Consider the following 16,559-nt stretch of genomic DNA (forward strand, 5'->3'; position numbering starts at 1 on the left):
TGACAGTTTTAGCCGGACAGGTGTATCCTTTAAGTAACTGTGGCCGAGGCTGACTCGGTCTGCTTTTGCATGGAAAGAAAGTTGGGGGGAGAAGTCGGTGTCTATCATACAGCATCAAGAACTATATAGCCTGCTTCATCAAGGTGTAAGTGAGGCGAACAAACGGGGAACGTCTGTACTTGTTAGCCAGGTGCTACCAGTAGATGCTGTCGATCCCCTCTCCTTTTATGCAGCTGGTTCGTCTTTATATGAAAACGATCGGACTTTTTGGGCTGACCCAGAGAATGATACGACGATCGTTGGGCTCGGGACATTAAAATCATTTCAAGCTAAAGAAGATCGGTTCCAAATGATTGAACAAAAATGGAAGAAATTCCTGGAATTTTCATTAGTTGAGGGTGCGCCATCGAGACCCGGAGTTGGCCCTGTTCTACTAGGTGGTTTCTCATTCGATCCTGGTGCACCTCAAACTGACAATTGGTCAGGTTTTCCTGCAGGTGGCATGGTCGTTCCGAAATTGATGTTAACAAAAGCCGGTGAAGATTCCTGGCTTACGATGAATGCAATTGTAAAAGAAACTGACCATCCAGAGGAACTTTCCGACCAACTTTTAGATCACTTACATCATATTCACGATATTATGCCGACAGAGCAAGCTACAACAGTTTCGCGTTTCTCAGTTGAAGAGGTTAAACCAGAGCAGTGGAAGAATACTGTTCGCAGTGCAGCGGCTAATATTAGAGAAGGTAAGTTAGAAAAAGTAGTACTTGCGAGAGAGATCAAGCTGCGTTCGGAGCAGCCATTTTCTTCCTCAAAAACATTAATGAATCTGAAAGACCAGCAAAGCGATAGCTATTTGTTTGCTTTTAATTATAATGACAAATGTTTTATTGGCGCATCACCAGAGCGATTAGTAAAGCGAGATGGACAGCAAGTTTATTCAACATGTCTCGCTGGCTCAATCGAAAGAGGGAATAACCAACAAGAAGATCAGGAGCTTGGAAGTAAGCTTCTAAATGATAATAAGAATCGGATCGAGCATGACCTCGTGGTACGAATGATTCGGACGGCGATGGAGGAAGAATGTGAGTTTGTACAAGTCCCGTCAACACCAGAATTGTATAAAACACCACACATTCAACATTTATTTACACCTGTCGTGGCGCGAGCACGCAAAGGGACAAGCTTGCTACGTATGTTAGAACGTCTCCATCCAACCCCTGCACTTGGAGGTTATCCTCAACATCAAGCAGTTAAGGAGATCAGACAAGTAGAAGAGATGGACCGGGGTTGGTATGCTGGACCTGTTGGTTGGATCGATTACCAGGATAATGGTGAGTTTGCTGTTGCGATCCGTTCTGGGTTATTGAAAGGCCAGCATGCTTCGTTGTTTGCAGGATGTGGAATCGTTGGAGACTCTAATCCAGATAGCGAATATGAAGAAACGAAGATGAAGTTCAAACCGATGCTAGCAGCACTTGGAGGAAATCGATATGACTGATCAACTCATCCTATCTAAATATGTAGGTGCATTTGTTGATGAGCTTTCTCGTGCCGGAGTTTCTGACGTTGTGATCAGTCCCGGTTCACGCTCAACGCCACTAGCGATGGTGATGGCGAATCATCCTACGTTAAATACCTGGATTCATGTAGACGAGCGATCAGCAGGCTTTTTTGCGCTAGGAATGGCTAAAGCTCAGAAGAAGCCTGTTGCACTTTTGTGCTCTTCAGGCACAGCAGGAGCGAATTATTATCCTGCTGTGATCGAAGCAGCGCAGTCAAAAACCCCGTTGATCGTCTTAACTGCAGATCGTCCTCATGAGTTAAGAGACAATGGCGCGCCCCAAGCGATCAATCAAAATCAGCTGTTTGGAGACTTTCCAAAATGGTATAAGGAAGTGTCAACTCCTGATGTTTCATTGATTCGTTACATAAGAACAATAGCTTCACGTGCTTCAGCGATTTCTTTACAAGCGCCATGTGGTCCTGTTCATTTGAATTTTCCATTCAGAGATCCTCTCGTTCCTGATTTATCAGATTCAACGATTTATCAAGAAGGGCGGGCTAACAATGAACCATGGGTGAACGTTCCTGAAAGTACAATGATGATTAATGACCATGACCTTTCTCGCTACATAAAGATGTTAAAGAAAAAGAAAGGGTTAATCGTTGTTGGGCCACATGGAGATAAACGGCTCGCAGACGCTGTTCGTCAATTAGCACATGAAACAGGATTCCCTGTTCTTGTTGATCCATTATCAAACTGCCGAAACAAAAGAGACCCACTCATCATCGAAAGCTACGATGCGGTCTTGAAAGGTGAAAGTCAATTAAAGCTTAAGCCAGAAGTCGTGCTTCGATTCGGTGCAATGCCTATTTCAAAAGCATATATGAAGTACATCGACCAGTTAGAAAACGTTCAGCAAATTGTCGTCGATGAAACAGGTTGGCGAGATCCAACTCTAACTAGTACTGATATGCTTATCGCATCACCGTTCGCCTTCTGCAAGCAACTTCTCGCCGCATTCGCGAAGGAGCCGAAAGTTGTTTTTGACGATGAATGGCAGAAAGTTTGGAAAACACTTAATGAAACAACCATCGATGTTCTTTTAACAGCTCATGGTGATGAGATGTTTGAAGGAAATGTTTTTAGAGAACTAGCTCATTTACTACCAGAAGCGTCATTGCTTTTCGTAGGAAATAGTATGCCGATTAGAGATTTAGATAATTTCTTTATTCCACAACATGGTACTCCGGATATAATGGGGAACCGAGGCGCTAACGGAATAGATGGTGTTGTCTCTACAGCTTTAGGTGCGAGCGTATCTTATGAATCAACCGTGCTTGTCATCGGGGATCTATCCTTCTACCATGATATGAACGGATTGTTATTAGCAAAGCTATATGATTTGAATATGACAATTATTGTTGTTAACAATGATGGGGGCGGAATATTTTCTTTTCTGCCACAGTCAGAGAAAGAACACGAAAAACACTTTGAACATCTATTTGGAACGCCGATCGGCCTTAATTATAAACATACAGCGGCGTTATATGGTGCGACATTTGACCGAGCAACGAGCTGGGAAGAGTTCAAGATGGTCTTTGGAGAATCAAAGAAACATAAGGGGTTATCGATCATAGAGGTACCTACAGATAGAAACCTGAATAAAACGCTACACAAGGACGTTTTTTCAATGGTCTCAGATGTTACTCGGTCTATTCTTGAGGAATATAAGCTATGATGATTACTTCGGATGGTTTGCAGTTTCATGTAGAAGATAGAGGAGAAGGCGATGTCATCGTTCTTCTTCATGGCTTTACCGGTGCTTTGGAGAACTGGCGTCCATTTATAGAAAAATGGTCTGACCGATATCGCTGTATAGCAGTTGACCTCATCGGACATGGTAAAAGCAGTAAGCCTGAACTTCCTGCCTGTTACACTATGGAAGCAATGTCTCGTTATTTGAAGGATATTCTCGATCAATTGAACGTAAAGAAAGCGAATCTCGTCGGCTATTCTATGGGGGGAAGATTTGCTCTATCGTTTGCTGTTCAATATCCAACATACGTAAAGAGTTTAATTCTCGAAAGTAGTTCACCTGGCCTTGAAACCGCCGAAGAACGAGAAGAGAGGATTATGAAAGATCGCGCTCTTTCTAAGCGGATTGATGAAAGTGGAATAGAGGCATTCGTTTCTTTCTGGGAATCACTCCCACTGTTTCAGACTCAGAAGCGCCTGCCATCATCTGTACAACGTGAAATTAAGGATCAACGTCTTGCTAATTCTAAGGTAGGCTTAATAAATAGTTTGAAGGGGATGGGGACAGGCACTCAACCTTCTAATTGGGAACAGTTACCTCACCTCCAACACCCAATTTTATTGCTTGTAGGAGAAGAAGACAAAAAATTTATTAGGATTGCAAATCGTATGGCAGAGCGCCTCCCTGAAGGGATTGTAAAGAAAATAAATGGGGCTGGACATACAATTCATGTAGAACAACCGCAAATCTTTGATAAAATGGTAATAGGTTTTCTAGAAAAACTTTCTGAAAGACAAAACTAACTTACATATGAAAGGAGTATTTCATCATGATTGAATGGACTACTGAAAGAGAATATGAAGATATTCTTTATGAAACGTATGATGGAATTGCTAAGATTACAATTAACCGACCAGAGGTTCGAAATGCCTTTCGTCCAAAAACCGTTAATGAATTAATTAATGCTTTTGCTTATGCAAGAGATGATTCAAATATCGGTGTTATCGTTCTTGCCGGTGCTGGAGATAAAGCATTCTGTTCTGGTGGAGATCAGAGCGTACGAGGACATGGTGGATATGTTGGAGAGGACGAAATCCCTCGCCTTAATGTACTCGATCTACAGAGACTGATCCGTGTGATTCCAAAACCGGTTGTGGCTATGGTTTCTGGTTACGCTATCGGTGGTGGACATGTATTGCACGTGGTATGTGATCTAACAATCGCTGCTGATAATGCGATATTCGGTCAAACTGGCCCTAAAGTAGGCAGCTTTGATGCTGGTTATGGTGCAGGCTACCTAGCACGTATCGTAGGTCATAAGAAAGCTCGTGAAATCTGGTATCTATGTCGCCAGTATAATGCTGAAGAAGCAAAAGAAATGGGACTAGTTAACACCGTTGTTCCTCTTGAGCAATTAGAAGCAGAGACTGTACAGTGGGCACAAGAAATGCTTGATAAATCCCCAACAGCGCTACGTTTCTTGAAAGCTTCACTTAACGCTGACACAGATGGCCTTGCAGGTCTTCAGCAAATGGGTGGAGATGCAACATTGCTTTATTATACGACTGAAGAAGCAAAAGAAGGTCGTGATTCCTTTAAGGAAAAACGTAAGCCGGACTTTAAACAGTTCCCACGCTTCCCATAAATCGATATGTATTCAACAGCTTGATGGCTATCCATCAAGCTGTTTTTAACGACAAAGAAAGGAGAGGTCCTGATGGAAACAATGCCTAATTGGCTACATAAGCGTTCATATATGACCCCTGAGAGAACCGCCATTGTCGAAGGCCAAAACGAGTGGACGTATCGAGAATTGCAAAGAAGTTCTATTCAAATGGCAAATGGGTTAAAGAAACTTGGTGTGAGAAAAGGAAATCATGTTGGTTTTCTAATGGGAAACGGTGTAGAAACAGTTGTATGTATTCACGCTCTCATGTACCTTGGCGCTGTTATTGTTCCTTTGAACTTTCGTCTAACAAGTGCAGAGCTTTCTTACCAAATAACGGACGCGGATCTATCTTTTTTGATTACGGATACAACGTTCTTAGGAAAAGGAAAAGAAGCCATACTCGAAACGGAAGTTTCTTTCATATCATGGGAACATGTTCAGCCTGGTGAAGAGAAGAGCGAAGGCTTACAAACAAGAATCAATCTTAATCAGCTACACACCATCATGTATACTTCCGGGACTACGGGTAAACCAAAAGGTGTGATGCTTACATATGGGAATCATTGGTGGAGTGCTGTTAGTTCAAGTTTGAATCTCGGTCTCGATTTAAATGACCGATGGTTGAGCGCCGTACCGATGTATCATATGAGTGGATTATCGATTCTACTTCGCAGTGTCATATATGGGATTACGACAGTTGTACATTCACACTTTGATCCTAGGGAAGTGAATGAGTCGATTCAGAAGGACGGCGTTACAATCGTTTCTGTTGTTAGTGCGATGTTAAAACGAATGCTTGATGAGCTTGGAAGCACTCGCTATCCAGAAACATTTAGATGCATGCTACTCGGTGGAGGTCCAGCGCCTTATCCTCTTCTTTCAACTTGTCAGGAAAAAAAGATCCCTGTCTATCAGACATTCGGTATGACAGAAACAGCCTCACAAATCGTAACCCTCTCACCAGAGTACATGTTGAGCAAACAAGGTTCAGCGGGTAAGGCTCTTTTTCCTTCGGAGCTAAGAATTTTGGAGAATGAGAAAGAAGTAGGTCCATTTCAGCATGGTGAAATTATCGTGAAGGGACCAACCGTTACTTCAGGATATTATAATCGCGAAAAGTCAGCAGATTCGCTAACAGACGGATGGTTGCATACAGGGGACCAGGGATATCTAGATGATGAAGGGTTTCTGTTTGTTCTAGACCGAAGAAAAGATCTCATCATATCCGGTGGCGAAAACATCTATCCTGCTGAAATTGAGGCAGCACTTTTAGAGCATGAACACATTCTAGATGCTGGTGTGACGAGTATAGAGGAGAAAGAATGGGGGGAAGTTCCCGTTGCATACGTTGTATGTAAAGAAGAGCATGTAAGTGAACAAGAGCTTCTAATTTTCCTTTCTGAAAGACTAGCTCGATACAAACTTCCGAAACGTATAACGTTTCTTGATGAACTTCCTAGAAATGGTGCAAATAAGCTTCAAAGAAGGTTGTTAGGAGTGAAACCATGAAGTTACACACAGTCATTCTTCACCATATCAAAATGAAGCTGAAAACACCGTTTGTAAACAGTTTGGAGACAGTGAAAGATCGAGACTTAATCGTTGTTGAAGCGATCGATCAAGACGGGGTATCAGGTTTTGGGGAAGGAGTGGCGTTTACGACACCATGGTATACAGAAGAAACGCTAACTACTTCCTGGCATATGCTGAAAGACATTATGATCCCTGAGTTGAAGAAGCATGTATTCAACCATCCTTCCGAGGTCACCAAGCACCTTAGCGGAATCAGGCGTAATACAATGGCAAAATACGCAATTGAAGGAGCCGTTTGGGATTTATATGCCAAAAGAGAAAAGATAAGTCTTGCTCATGCATTAGGAGGAACTTCAAAGCGTATTAAAGCAGGTGTTGCAGTAGGAGCATCTTCACCTGATCAAATGCTTGATGAAATTGAGCAGAGAGTATCAGAAGGGTACGAACGAATCAAAATTAAAATAAAGCCATCTCAAGATATACAAATAATTAGTGCGATTCGAAAACAGTTCCCTACGCTCGATTTGATGGCGGATGCGAATTCTGCTTATCGTCTAGATGATACTGCTAAGCTCCAAAGACTTGATGAGTATGATCTATTAATGATTGAGCAACCGCTAGGGTCTGATGATATAGTGGATCATGCTTCTCTCCAAAAAAAACTTTCTACACCAATTTGTCTCGATGAAAGCATTACGTCTTATGACGATGTTCGAAGAGCTCTGCAGCTTCAAAGTTGCAAAATCATAAATATAAAGCCTGGACGTGTTGGTGGCTTAGCTGTAAGTAAAGACATACATGATTTATGTGTCCAAAAGCAAATTCCGGTTTGGTGTGGGGGGATGCTTGAGTCAGGGATTGGAAGAGCGCATAACATAGCGCTTGCTAGCTTACCAGGCTTCACTATACCAGGTGATATTTCAGCTTCTTCAAGGTATTGGGAGAAAGATATCATCACACCAGAAGTGACTGTAGACAATGGTTATATTAGTGTGCCAGAGGGTCCTGGGATCGGTTTTGATATCGATCATCATGAGTTAAGTCGTCTTACGTTAACGACAGAAACACTGTGACCTATCCGTTTTCTTTAAAAGCTTTTTCCTCGTAATCATACTCGAATAGGTAGATTGGAGCGGAAGGATGCTCGACTCCTGCGGGATGAGCGGGTCAGGTGAGACCCCGGAGGCGCAATGGTTTTGTGCGCTGAGAAGGCTCACCGTCCGCCCCGCGGAAAGCGAGCATCCTGGAGCGGAAATCACCACCTCACCGTGGCAGATGGTTCTTAAGCCTTTCTCGACACTATGAAAAGGAAGGACCAATTGGTCCTTCCTTTTGATTAGGCTTCTGAATTATTGATGAGTTTAGCGTCGAAAATGAATGGTCCAAAGGGAATGACGGAGGATACAACTGCAAGAAATGCCTTGAGAAACGACCATTTCTTCACTAGAGTTACATACAAAATCACTGCGATATAGAGTACAAATAATCCTCCATGAATAGCGCCAACTATTGTAACTGCAAGAGGCATATCTAGCATATATTTGAGAGGCATCGCTATTCCGAGAAGAAGTAGGAAGGAAATCCCTTCAGCGTACCCGACGCCTCGAAACATTTTTAAAGGCTGTTTAAACAATAGGTTCACTCCTTCAATACTTTCTAATTTAATGTGATGGACTTCACAATTGTAGTTAATCTTAGTATAAAACAAGTATATCAGCGATACAACAATCTTAGTCATGTAAATTCATCGATTTGTTGACAGATATGAAAGCTACTTTTTTCTTCGTCAAGGTAGTAAAAAAGCTTCGGTTTAAATAAAATACCATTAAGAGTTGATTATTATGTTTCATATCAAGTAGAATTAAATAGGTGAGCGAAATAATTCCATCTTGAAGGAGATTATTATGAACAGCAAAAAGAAGGCGATTTTCATATACATCCCTAAGTCCAAAGTTGATGAAGTCAAGAAGAAAAGTAATAACGATAAATGATTATATAAAATGCGCCTAGAACAATCGTTCTAGGCGCATTCTTTAAATAACTTATATAAATGATAAGATGGCAGCAATCACGGCAATAGCACCGATAATCATTAAAATTGTTCTAACCATTTTTACTTCCTCCTAACAACATGTTTTGTAATAGAATTTAAAATAGTGCGCGAACTACAAATAGGACAACAACTACAATACCTACTATAACTAGTACTTGTTTTAACATGTCTATTTCCTCCTTCAAAGTAGCCAACTCGACTGCTACTTCTTTTATTCCCTACTTATTTTTTATATCAAACCTTTTTCTTGAAATAATTTATTGGATAATCGTAATTTATTATTTTATCCTTCTCCATTCCCACATCATTTATACATAAAAAAGAGTCTCCAAAAGGAGACTCTTTGAATTTATAGATCATTGAGGCATATGCACTTTTTTTCGTTCATTTTGGAAGAATTCTTTCAATTCCGGGTTGAGATACTCCGGCTCCTCATCATGTAAGTTCAATCTGATCAGCTTGCCTTCTAAGTAATCCATAATTCCAATGATCGTTCCGTTTGCAAGCTGTTTCTGAAAGATAGTTTCATACCGAATGCTACTCATCGGAGCCCTCCTGTTGCGCTTTTTTTACACTATAGCATGGATTTAGCATAAAAACGGGCTGTTTAACATCTCTTAAATAACTTGTAATCAAAGCGCAACAAAGATTATTGGTATGACATATTCACCGCTTTAAAATTGCCTTTTGTGAGATAATCATAGGTTTTTTGCACAAAGGACACAGCTTTTCATCAGGTTGTTCCCCATTAATTTTCATCCAACCTTTGCAGAACTCTCCAGAACAGACCCATGCTTTCACTTGGTAATCCGATATGGGCTTTTTCTTTTTAAACGCTTCAGTTAAAAATCGCGAGACTGGGGTCTGTTTCCCAAGGTGTTTTTCCGGTGAACTTATATACAGTTCCTCTTTCGCTCGGGTGATAGCTACATAGCACAGTCTACGTTCTTCTTCTAAGTCAGCAGAAGGGTTTTTGAGGTAAAGTTGCTTTTGAGAAGCCTCTTTATCCTTCATCGATGTTAAAGCAGATACGTGAGGAAGGATCGTTTCTGAAGCTCCAATCAAGTAAACAGCAGGAAATTCAAGTCCCTTTGCTTGATGAATCGATAACAGTGATAAGGCGTTTTTCGTATATGGTTTCTTTTTATGTTCATTAAAGCGGTTAATGATTCGGTCTACGTATCCAAGAAATTCAGGCAGTGTTTCAAATCGTGAGCTTGAAAATTCAAGTTCATCCATCATTTCTTTTAACGTTGTTTTATGAACGGTTATCGTCTCATCGTTCGCATTGTCTAAATGCTTCATGTAGTCTTCACGTAGCAATTGAATCGCGTTTTGTGGTTGAAGGCGTTTCGCTTCTTTAATTAAGCTGATCCGCTTTTCGATTGCCTTTTGTTGAAAGGGTCGTATCGTTTTCCATGAAGTAAGGTGCCTAAGAGGAAAATCAACTGGTCCTACAAAGTTCTCCATCTCGATATGACGCATTCCAGCTTCTTGGTTTATAAAAAGTGAAGGTAAAATAGCAGCTGTTGCATCAAGGTTTTCGTGCTCATAAGCGAGCCTTAAGTGATCGAGCATTCCCTTGATAATTGTTTGTTCATAGAAAACTTGTTTCATTCCATGAGCATTGAAGGGAATATCTTGCTCAACGAGTTGCTCGAAAATGGCTCTTGCATTTGTATAAGTTCTAGTAAGGATCACGATCTCGTTCCATTCTCGCGGCTGCTTTCTTATATGTTCAAGTACGACTGTAGCTTCATCCTCAGTCGTTGCAGGACGAATATAGGAAGGCTTACATCCTTCTTTGTCCGTAGCATTCATCCATTTCGAGCGTCTGTACTCATTATGTTTGATCACATGGTTCCCGAGTCCAACAATATCTGGTGTTGATCGGTAGTTTGTATCGAGCGTAACAACCATCGCATCTGAGTAGGTCTTATCAAATTCAAGAATAATGGAACTGTTTGCGCCATTGAATGAATAGATCACTTGATCATCGTCGCCCACAACAAATAAATGATTCTCTGGTGCGGCTATTGATTTAATCAGCTCATATTGAATGGGGTTCGTATCTTGAAATTCATCAACGAGTACATATTGAAATCGCTTTTGCATTTTCTCGAGTAGGTGTGGGTTGTTATAGAATTCCTGATATGTAAATACAAGAATATCATCAAAATCCATGTAGCCATTAGATGATTTCCAAGTTTCATATTCTTGATAAGCTTTCCTTAATTCTTCTGTTTCCTTTTCTTCAGGTAAATCCTCGGGAGCTATCATTTTGACCTTACATGAAGAAATGGATGAAAGCATGATTTCAGGAAGAGAGCTTTGGGTACTATTTATTTTCTTAAGGATACTTTTCATAATAATCTGCTTATGGCGTTCGCTGTTCAAAATCTTCTGATTATATCCAAGGCTTCTTAGTAGCTTTAAGAAAATAGAGTGAAATGTACCAGCAGTTAGTCGATTAGCTTGTGTTGGTTCGACACCTGGAAGAGCACTGATGCGGTGGCGCATTTCTTCAGAAGCTTTTCTTGTGAATGTGATGAGTAATATGTTCGAAGGATCGATTCCTTTCACTGTCATAAGGTATGCAGTACGAGCCGTCAACACAGAGGTTTTACCACTACCAGCACCTGCTATCGTTAAGAGAGGTCCGGCTGTATGTCTAACAGCTTGCGTTTGTCGATCATTTAATCGAATCCCAGTGTTCGTTAGTTCCTCAAAAAAGTCTGAATCAAGATCACTGTCTTCAAATCGCTCTGTACCCTTAGGAATTAAAGGGGCTGCCAGGTTATATTCGGATATTGCATGATGAGGGGTTTTCGTAAAATTCATGATTATCACCTGAACTTCATTCTATAGATTCATCCGTTCATTTTAACACAAATTCATAAGCGTTTATGTCGTAATAACAGATTAGCTTCCTAATGTTTCGGGTAAAGTTACATACAAGATCGGACATGAGGAGGAAAGACCATGGAAAGCAGTATACTAGTAATCGTTGACCATGATGAAAAGCAATTTCATGTTATTCCAAACGTAGAAGAGAAAATTCGTTATGACCATCGAGTAGAAGAAGCAAAAAAGTCAGGAAGAGATGTAGGAGTCTTTCGATCTAGCCTTGCTACTGTAGATGAAACAATCGATGCAGCTCAACATGAGTATAAAGGGTATAGGCATAGAGAGGAAAGCCCTGTATAAAATAATTTAAGGAGGATACAAATGATTAAGAAAACGTACTACGTTACTCCTAAAGGTGAGCTTCATGAAACAGAAATCGAAGGTCATCAACTGAACTCATTTAAAATTAAAGCTGATGGCGAAGAATATATGCAGATTCAACGAGTGATTGAGAAGTTAAGGTCTCAAAAGTATGTTCAACAGCATGATTTCTTCTCAACAAATCATTTCGATGAGAACAAGGTTGATGGTCACCGTGATTGGACGGATAATGCCATATACGACCTTTATTACTGGGTCCACAAGTTAGGTACACCAGAAACGAAAGCTCAGATTGAGCAAATGGGCGTCCTCGACGCGTTAAATACGAAAAAGTAGTTCATTCTAAGCTGTCGTCTTCGACAGCTTTTTTCTTATTCTAAGTCTCTACTTTTGCAATTAGCTTAAGGACAATTAAGGCAAATGCCTTTAATATTTCTGTTTTCTCCGCTCATGCCCTTCCTAATTTAGGTTTATGACATACAGTATATTGTAGTAATTAATCATTTTGGGGGGATATGTATATGAGTAAAGAACAAGGTGGTTACGGAAAAGGCTTTGCATTAATCGTAGTCCTATTCTTGCTATTAGTGATTGTTGGAGCAGGTGCATTTGGTGGAGGAGGTTGCTGCCCACCACCTCAAGTTGGCGGAGCAGGATATAATCCATATTGCTAGAACACCAGAACCGGTAAATCCGGTTCTTTTTATTTTGAAATTTCTCGCTATAATGAAACTTTTCAGTCTATTCAATCGTTTAATAATTAGAAGAAAAACAGCAATGAAACGTTCTGTTAGTAGTAAAAAAGTCCAATAATTCAAATGGGCGGTTTGACACCCTGGTAATTGAGGAAACGTATTTATAGACAAAAACACAATGAAACTAAAGGATGGGAATTAAAATGAGATACATAAGCATGCTATTACTATTGTCGATGGTGAGTATAACGGCAGGCTGTGGAGCTGATTTAACTAAAGTCGCACAAAATCACACGGAAATGATGATTTCGAGCTTTGAAACTAAAGCTGAAGCGAAATCCACTGCTGTGGAAAAACTAGATGAAGTAAAGGTAACAAAGGAACTTACAAACCGCATCGTTCAAAAAACAAATGACGATTATAAAGTAGAAAATTTTTCGTCGAAGGAAGAAATAAGTAATCATCTACAAGGAGTGGCCTCAAAAGAGCTTTCGAATAAGATTACAGACTTTTACTACGAAGAAAAGAATGGGGCTTTATATTTGAAGCCTACCGAACTATTCCCTTGGGTTGATTATGAGAATGATTACGACATTAAGAAACTAAACGAGTTCCAATATCAGCTCGTTCAATCAAACCAATCAGATCTTTATGGGAATTACACGATAGAAATTAATTTTCAATATGTTAATAACGACTGGGTTATTCAAAACTTTACGATTAAATAAGGAGCATGGGTTTAAGCCCTTCAAGCTGTCGAGAAAGTCTCGGCAGCTTTTTATTTCCCCCTGTTTTTTATGTACATCTAATCGAGAAAACCCTCTGATCAAATTATGTAAATTGGACATCCCTTCTGTACTCTTTTACAATAAAGTTAGAAACTAAAAGACGAGGTTATCAAATGAGCGAACTTACGTTTACGGATTATTATCATAATCAGGTAACACTTTCTTTTCTGGACCATCCATATTCGCTTACTCCAAAGCATGTTTGGGTCATTTGCCAGCTTGAAGGAAAATGGCTTTTGACAGAACATTCAAGACGAGGAATTGAGTTTCCCGGTGGAAAAGTTGAAGACGGAGAAACAGCAAAAGAAGCTGCAGTGCGCGAGGTTTATGAAGAAACAGGGGGCGTAGTGAGTACGATTCAGTACGTAGGACAGTATCGAGTAGAAGGCAAAGGCGGAACAATCATTAAAAATGTCTACTACGCAGATATTGATCATCTCGTCTCTAAAGAAGACTATATGGAAACGAATGGTCCGGTGTTGCTGGGCAACCTTCCTAAAGATCTCGTAACAAATGAGCGTTATAGCTTTATGATGAAAGACAATGTGCTGCCGTTTTGTTTAGAACACTTAAAGAAATCTAAGTGAAAAGTCCAGAAATCACTGGACTTTTTTGTTTATCAAAATAAAAATCAGCCTCGATAGAAGGCTAATTTCTAATAAGTTTTCTTTCAATCCACTCAACGATCACGTACATGATAGAAGAGAAAATTGCGATCATGACGAGACTCAGCAGAACAAGTGTGAAGTTGAATACTTGAAAGCCATAAATAATCATATAGCCGAGCCCTTTTTTTGATACCAAGAATTCACCAACGATGACTCCGACCCATGAAAGTCCTACATTTACTTTTAGAGTAGAAATTATTGCGGGAAAAGAGGAGGGGAGAATCGCTTCAAGAAATGTTTGTTTTTTGTTCCCACCAAATGAACGGATGACTTTAACGAAATTAGGTTCTACAGTGTGAAAAGCATGATAAACGACAAGAGTAGTAATGATGACAGAAATGGATGCACCCATTGCGATAATTGAAAGGTATCCAGGGCCCAGAGCAACAATAATGATTGGCCCAAGCGCTACTTTTGGCATTGAATTTAATACTACAAGATAAGGATCAGCAATTTTTGATGCTTTGTGTGACCACCATAATCCTGCTGCAAACAATGTTCCTAATGTTGTTCCTAGAATGAAGCCTGCAACCGTTTCAAGTAAAGTAACAGAGGTATGCATAAGTAATGAGCCATCATATAACTTTGAAAGAAAGAGGTTACCAATCTTTGATGGGTAGCTGAATAATAATGGATCGACCCATGATAATCTCCCAGCTACTTCCCATAACGTGAAGAATGTGAATAATATCAACACCTGCCATGCTAACACAGTTCGCTTTTCCATCTGTAAGTCATGAAGGTAAGAAGCGTGTTGTTTTTTGAGCTGGGGGCTATTCATGTGATTCGAGCTCCTCCCAAATTGTCTGAAAATGCATACCAAAGTCAGGACTATTTCGTACCTCGAAAGGTGTGAGTTGTCGAAGGTGCTCTGGGATATCGAAGATCTTTGCTATCTTTCCAGGGCGTTTCGATAGAAGAATCACTCTATCTGACATTGCGATGGCTTCTCCGATATCATGGGTAACCAATAGAGCAGTCTTTTGGCGTGTTTTTATAGTAGATGCTACAAGGTTCTCTAGCTTCAGCTTCGTTTGGTAATCGAGAGCAGAAAACGGCTCATCTAATAGAAGCATATCGGGCTGTGTTGCAAGCGTTCTGACGAGGGCTACTCTTTGTCTCATTCCCCCAGAAAGCTGGTTAGGATAAGCATTCTTAACGTCGCTCAAGCCCATCTCATCAAGAAAGCCTAATGTTCTTTCTTTGTTTTCAACCGTAAGCTGATTTGTGAGCTTCAAGCCTAGCATGCAATTTTCTTCAATCGTTTTCCAGGGAAACAAATAATCTTGTTGTAGCATATATCCTACTAGTTCATTTGGCGAAGTGATTTTCATATTCTTAAGCTTGATCGTTCCGTTAGTCGGTTGTTGGAGACCTGCAATAAGGGAAAGGACCGTAGATTTCCCACATCCAGACGGTCCAAGCAATGAAACAAATTCCCCTTCTTCAACAAGAAAAGTAAGTTCAGAGATTGCAATTTTTGCAGTTTCTTTTGTGAAATATGCGTGCGTGATGGAATCGAGATGAAGGAATGACATGTATTTTCCTCCTACTGCTGTGCTTTTTCTGCAAAAGTAGTGTCCACTAAGGTTTTGTGGTCGATCCTTTTCGGAAGCTCTCCTGCTTCATCCATGATGTTTTGGAGATTATTCCACTCTTCTTCATCAAGAATTGGATTAGTAGCATACGAATGCTGACTTTTGTATCGATCGACCACAGTAGTGATGAGATTTAATTCAATGTCCTCAAAATAGGGTTGAATCGATTTTGCAATCTCTTCAGATGAGTGTGTATCCACCCAGGATTGAGCTTCATAGATAGCTGCTGCAAAACGTGTTGCCGCATCATTATTGTCGTCTAAGAAGCTTTCTTTAGCCATATAGACCGTGTAAGGGATTTTACCTGATTCTTTTCCAAATGAAGCAACAATATGCCCGAGTCCTTGAGCTTCAAAGATACTCGCAGTAGGTTCGAAAAGCTGCACGAAATCGCCTTTTCCAGAAGCGTACGCATTTGCGATATTAGCAAAATCGATATTCTGAATCAGCGTCATATCGTTGTGTGGATCAATCCCTTTTTTCTTCAGTACGAATTCGCCAGCCATCTGTGGCATCCCACCTTTACGTTGGCCTAGAAACGTACTACCTTTCACATCATCCCATTCGAAGTGCTCGATTTCTTCTCTTGAAACAAGAAAAGTTCCATCAGTTTGTGTTAATTGCGCGAAGTTAATGACTGGATCCGATGTCCCTTGAGCATAAACATAAATAGAGGTTTCAGAACCTACTAGAGCGATATCAGCACCATCAGAAAGTAGGGTTGTCATGGTTTTATCTCCACCCCATGTGGTGGTCAGTTCTACATTAACTCCATGTTTCTCAAATATCCCTTCAGACAAAGCAACATATTGGGGGGCATAGAAAATGGAACGGGTTACCTCAGCAACTCGTACTGTGTTTTCAGAATTGTTATTGCAGGCAGAAAGAAGAAAGAGTGAACAAATTGCAATAAAGATGATGATTTTTGTCATCCAGCTTTTATGCATATGAATAACCTCCTGTTACATTCTAAGGTGAGCACGTTGAAATACTATAGATTATGTCAAAAGAATAATTGTGTGTTTGCCTACAAAAATAAATCAACGTAACAGGAAGCATAGAAA

The 16,559-nt window shown here is 40.3% G+C and carries 17 protein-coding genes; 11 read left to right on the plus strand and 6 right to left on the minus strand.

Annotated features, from left to right (window positions below):
• Nucleotides 1-97: 97 nt before the first annotated feature.
• From SJY16_RS05380 to menC, 6 genes are all read left to right on the plus strand, one after another.
• The gene (locus SJY16_RS05380) at nt 98-1,501 is read left to right on the plus strand and encodes an isochorismate synthase (RefSeq protein ID WP_377888067.1); all 1,404 of its coding nucleotides are present in this window, start codon (nt 98-100) and stop codon (nt 1,499-1,501) included.
• Nucleotides 1,494-3,245, plus strand: coding sequence for a 2-succinyl-5-enolpyruvyl-6-hydroxy-3-cyclohexene-1-carboxylic-acid synthase (menD, locus tag SJY16_RS05385; protein ID WP_377888068.1), 1,752 nt, complete (start codon nt 1,494-1,496; stop codon nt 3,243-3,245). Before SJY16_RS05380 ends, menD begins: the two co-directional genes overlap by 8 nt.
• A complete protein-coding gene (menH, locus tag SJY16_RS05390) occupies nt 3,242-4,066 on the plus strand; it encodes a 2-succinyl-6-hydroxy-2,4-cyclohexadiene-1-carboxylate synthase (RefSeq protein ID WP_377888070.1) in 825 nt (274 codons plus the stop codon). The genes menD and menH overlap by 4 nt, the downstream gene beginning before the upstream one ends.
• A 26-nt stretch (nt 4,067-4,092) precedes the next feature.
• Nucleotides 4,093-4,908 carry a 1,4-dihydroxy-2-naphthoyl-CoA synthase gene (gene menB, locus SJY16_RS05395; protein ID WP_377888071.1) on the plus strand — a complete coding sequence of 272 codons (816 nt, stop codon included), beginning with the start codon at nt 4,093-4,095 and terminating at the stop codon, nt 4,906-4,908.
• 72 nt (nt 4,909-4,980) lie between these two features.
• On the plus strand, nt 4,981-6,441 hold the full coding sequence (locus tag SJY16_RS05400) for an o-succinylbenzoate--CoA ligase (protein ID WP_377888072.1): 1,461 nt from the start codon (nt 4,981-4,983) through the stop codon (nt 6,439-6,441).
• Entirely contained in the window at nt 6,438-7,538 is a 1,101-nt protein-coding gene (menC, locus tag SJY16_RS05405) for an o-succinylbenzoate synthase (protein ID WP_377888073.1), read from the plus strand. Before SJY16_RS05400 ends, menC begins: the two co-directional genes overlap by 4 nt.
• A gap of 263 nt (nt 7,539-7,801) precedes the next feature.
• Here the strand turns inward: menC and SJY16_RS05410 are convergent, their stop codons facing one another.
• The 3 genes from SJY16_RS05410 to SJY16_RS05420 form a co-directional block, all read right to left on the minus strand.
• Nucleotides 7,802-8,098 (minus strand): DUF3817 domain-containing protein, encoded by a 297-nt coding sequence (locus tag SJY16_RS05410; protein ID WP_377888074.1) that lies wholly within the window; start codon nt 8,096-8,098, stop codon nt 7,802-7,804.
• Between the two features lie 776 nt (nt 8,099-8,874).
• Nucleotides 8,875-9,063 (minus strand): hypothetical protein, encoded by a 189-nt coding sequence (locus SJY16_RS05415; protein ID WP_377888075.1) that lies wholly within the window; start codon nt 9,061-9,063, stop codon nt 8,875-8,877.
• Nucleotides 9,064-9,184: 121 nt separating this feature from the next.
• Nucleotides 9,185-11,359 carry a UvrD-helicase domain-containing protein gene (locus SJY16_RS05420; RefSeq protein ID WP_377888076.1) on the minus strand — a complete coding sequence of 725 codons (2,175 nt, stop codon included), beginning with the start codon at nt 11,357-11,359 and terminating at the stop codon, nt 9,185-9,187.
• A 141-nt stretch (nt 11,360-11,500) separates the two neighbouring features.
• Between SJY16_RS05420 and SJY16_RS05425 the strand changes: the two genes are divergently transcribed.
• The 5 genes from SJY16_RS05425 (at nt 11,501) to ytkD (ending at nt 13,816) form a co-directional block, all read left to right on the plus strand.
• Entirely contained in the window at nt 11,501-11,725 is a 225-nt protein-coding gene (locus SJY16_RS05425) for a hypothetical protein (RefSeq protein ID WP_377888077.1), read from the plus strand.
• A gap of 21 nt (nt 11,726-11,746) precedes the next feature.
• Nucleotides 11,747-12,082, plus strand: a complete 336-nt coding sequence (locus SJY16_RS05430; protein ID WP_377888078.1) for a hypothetical protein — start codon at nt 11,747-11,749, stop codon at nt 12,080-12,082.
• Nucleotides 12,083-12,267: 185 nt separating this feature from the next.
• Nucleotides 12,268-12,420 carry a YjcZ family sporulation protein gene (locus SJY16_RS05435; protein ID WP_377888080.1) on the plus strand — a complete coding sequence of 51 codons (153 nt, stop codon included), beginning with the start codon at nt 12,268-12,270 and terminating at the stop codon, nt 12,418-12,420.
• 224 nt (nt 12,421-12,644) lie between these two features.
• The gene (locus SJY16_RS05440) at nt 12,645-13,169 is read left to right on the plus strand and encodes a hypothetical protein (protein WP_377888081.1); all 525 of its coding nucleotides are present in this window, start codon (nt 12,645-12,647) and stop codon (nt 13,167-13,169) included.
• Between the two features lie 173 nt (nt 13,170-13,342).
• Nucleotides 13,343-13,816: an RNA deprotection pyrophosphohydrolase gene (ytkD, locus tag SJY16_RS05445; protein WP_377888082.1), complete on the plus strand. Its 474-nt coding sequence runs from the start codon at nt 13,343-13,345 to the stop codon at nt 13,814-13,816.
• Between the two features lie 61 nt (nt 13,817-13,877).
• Here ytkD and SJY16_RS05450 read toward each other — a convergent pair whose 3' ends face one another.
• From SJY16_RS05450 to SJY16_RS05460, 3 genes are read right to left on the minus strand one after another with little or no spacing between them, the layout of a single operon-like run.
• Nucleotides 13,878-14,678, minus strand: coding sequence for an ABC transporter permease (locus SJY16_RS05450; RefSeq protein ID WP_377888083.1), 801 nt, complete (start codon nt 14,676-14,678; stop codon nt 13,878-13,880).
• Nucleotides 14,671-15,435: an ABC transporter ATP-binding protein gene (locus SJY16_RS05455; RefSeq protein WP_377888084.1), complete on the minus strand. Its 765-nt coding sequence runs from the start codon at nt 15,433-15,435 to the stop codon at nt 14,671-14,673. The genes SJY16_RS05450 and SJY16_RS05455 overlap by 8 nt, the downstream gene beginning before the upstream one ends.
• 11 nt (nt 15,436-15,446) lie before the next feature.
• Nucleotides 15,447-16,442 (minus strand): ABC transporter substrate-binding protein, encoded by a 996-nt coding sequence (locus SJY16_RS05460; RefSeq protein ID WP_377888085.1) that lies wholly within the window; start codon nt 16,440-16,442, stop codon nt 15,447-15,449.
• Nucleotides 16,443-16,559: the final 117 nt, after the last annotated feature.

Origin of the sequence: Alkalihalobacillus sp. R86527, from assembly GCF_042466185.1 — a bacterium.
GTDB lineage: Bacteria > Bacillota > Bacilli > Bacillales > Guptibacillaceae > Guptibacillus.

Bases quoted from the DNA above. Each gene is read 5' to 3' on its own strand.
- menD (WP_377888068.1), top strand. From the start codon at position 1,494: ATGACTGATCAACTCATCCTATCTAAATATGTAGGTGCATTTGTTGAT.
- menH (WP_377888070.1), top strand. From the start codon at position 3,242: ATGATGATTACTTCGGATGGTTTGCAGTTTCATGTAGAAGATAGAGGA.
- menB (WP_377888071.1), top strand. From the start codon at position 4,093: ATGATTGAATGGACTACTGAAAGAGAATATGAAGATATTCTTTATGAA.
- SJY16_RS05400 (WP_377888072.1), top strand. From the start codon at position 4,981: ATGGAAACAATGCCTAATTGGCTACATAAGCGTTCATATATGACCCCT.
- menC (WP_377888073.1), top strand. From the start codon at position 6,438: ATGAAGTTACACACAGTCATTCTTCACCATATCAAAATGAAGCTGAAA.
- SJY16_RS05415 (WP_377888075.1), bottom strand. From the start codon at position 9,063: ATGAGTAGCATTCGGTATGAAACTATCTTTCAGAAACAGCTTGCAAAC.
- SJY16_RS05420 (WP_377888076.1), bottom strand. From the start codon at position 11,359: ATGAATTTTACGAAAACCCCTCATCATGCAATATCCGAATATAACCTG.
- SJY16_RS05425 (WP_377888077.1), top strand. From the start codon at position 11,501: ATGGAAAGCAGTATACTAGTAATCGTTGACCATGATGAAAAGCAATTT.
- SJY16_RS05430 (WP_377888078.1), top strand. From the start codon at position 11,747: ATGATTAAGAAAACGTACTACGTTACTCCTAAAGGTGAGCTTCATGAA.
- SJY16_RS05435 (WP_377888080.1), top strand. From the start codon at position 12,268: ATGAGTAAAGAACAAGGTGGTTACGGAAAAGGCTTTGCATTAATCGTA.
- SJY16_RS05440 (WP_377888081.1), top strand. From the start codon at position 12,645: ATGAGATACATAAGCATGCTATTACTATTGTCGATGGTGAGTATAACG.
- ytkD (WP_377888082.1), top strand. From the start codon at position 13,343: ATGAGCGAACTTACGTTTACGGATTATTATCATAATCAGGTAACACTT.
- SJY16_RS05450 (WP_377888083.1), bottom strand. From the start codon at position 14,678: ATGAATAGCCCCCAGCTCAAAAAACAACACGCTTCTTACCTTCATGAC.
- SJY16_RS05455 (WP_377888084.1), bottom strand. From the start codon at position 15,435: ATGTCATTCCTTCATCTCGATTCCATCACGCACGCATATTTCACAAAA.
- SJY16_RS05460 (WP_377888085.1), bottom strand. From the start codon at position 16,442: ATGCATAAAAGCTGGATGACAAAAATCATCATCTTTATTGCAATTTGT.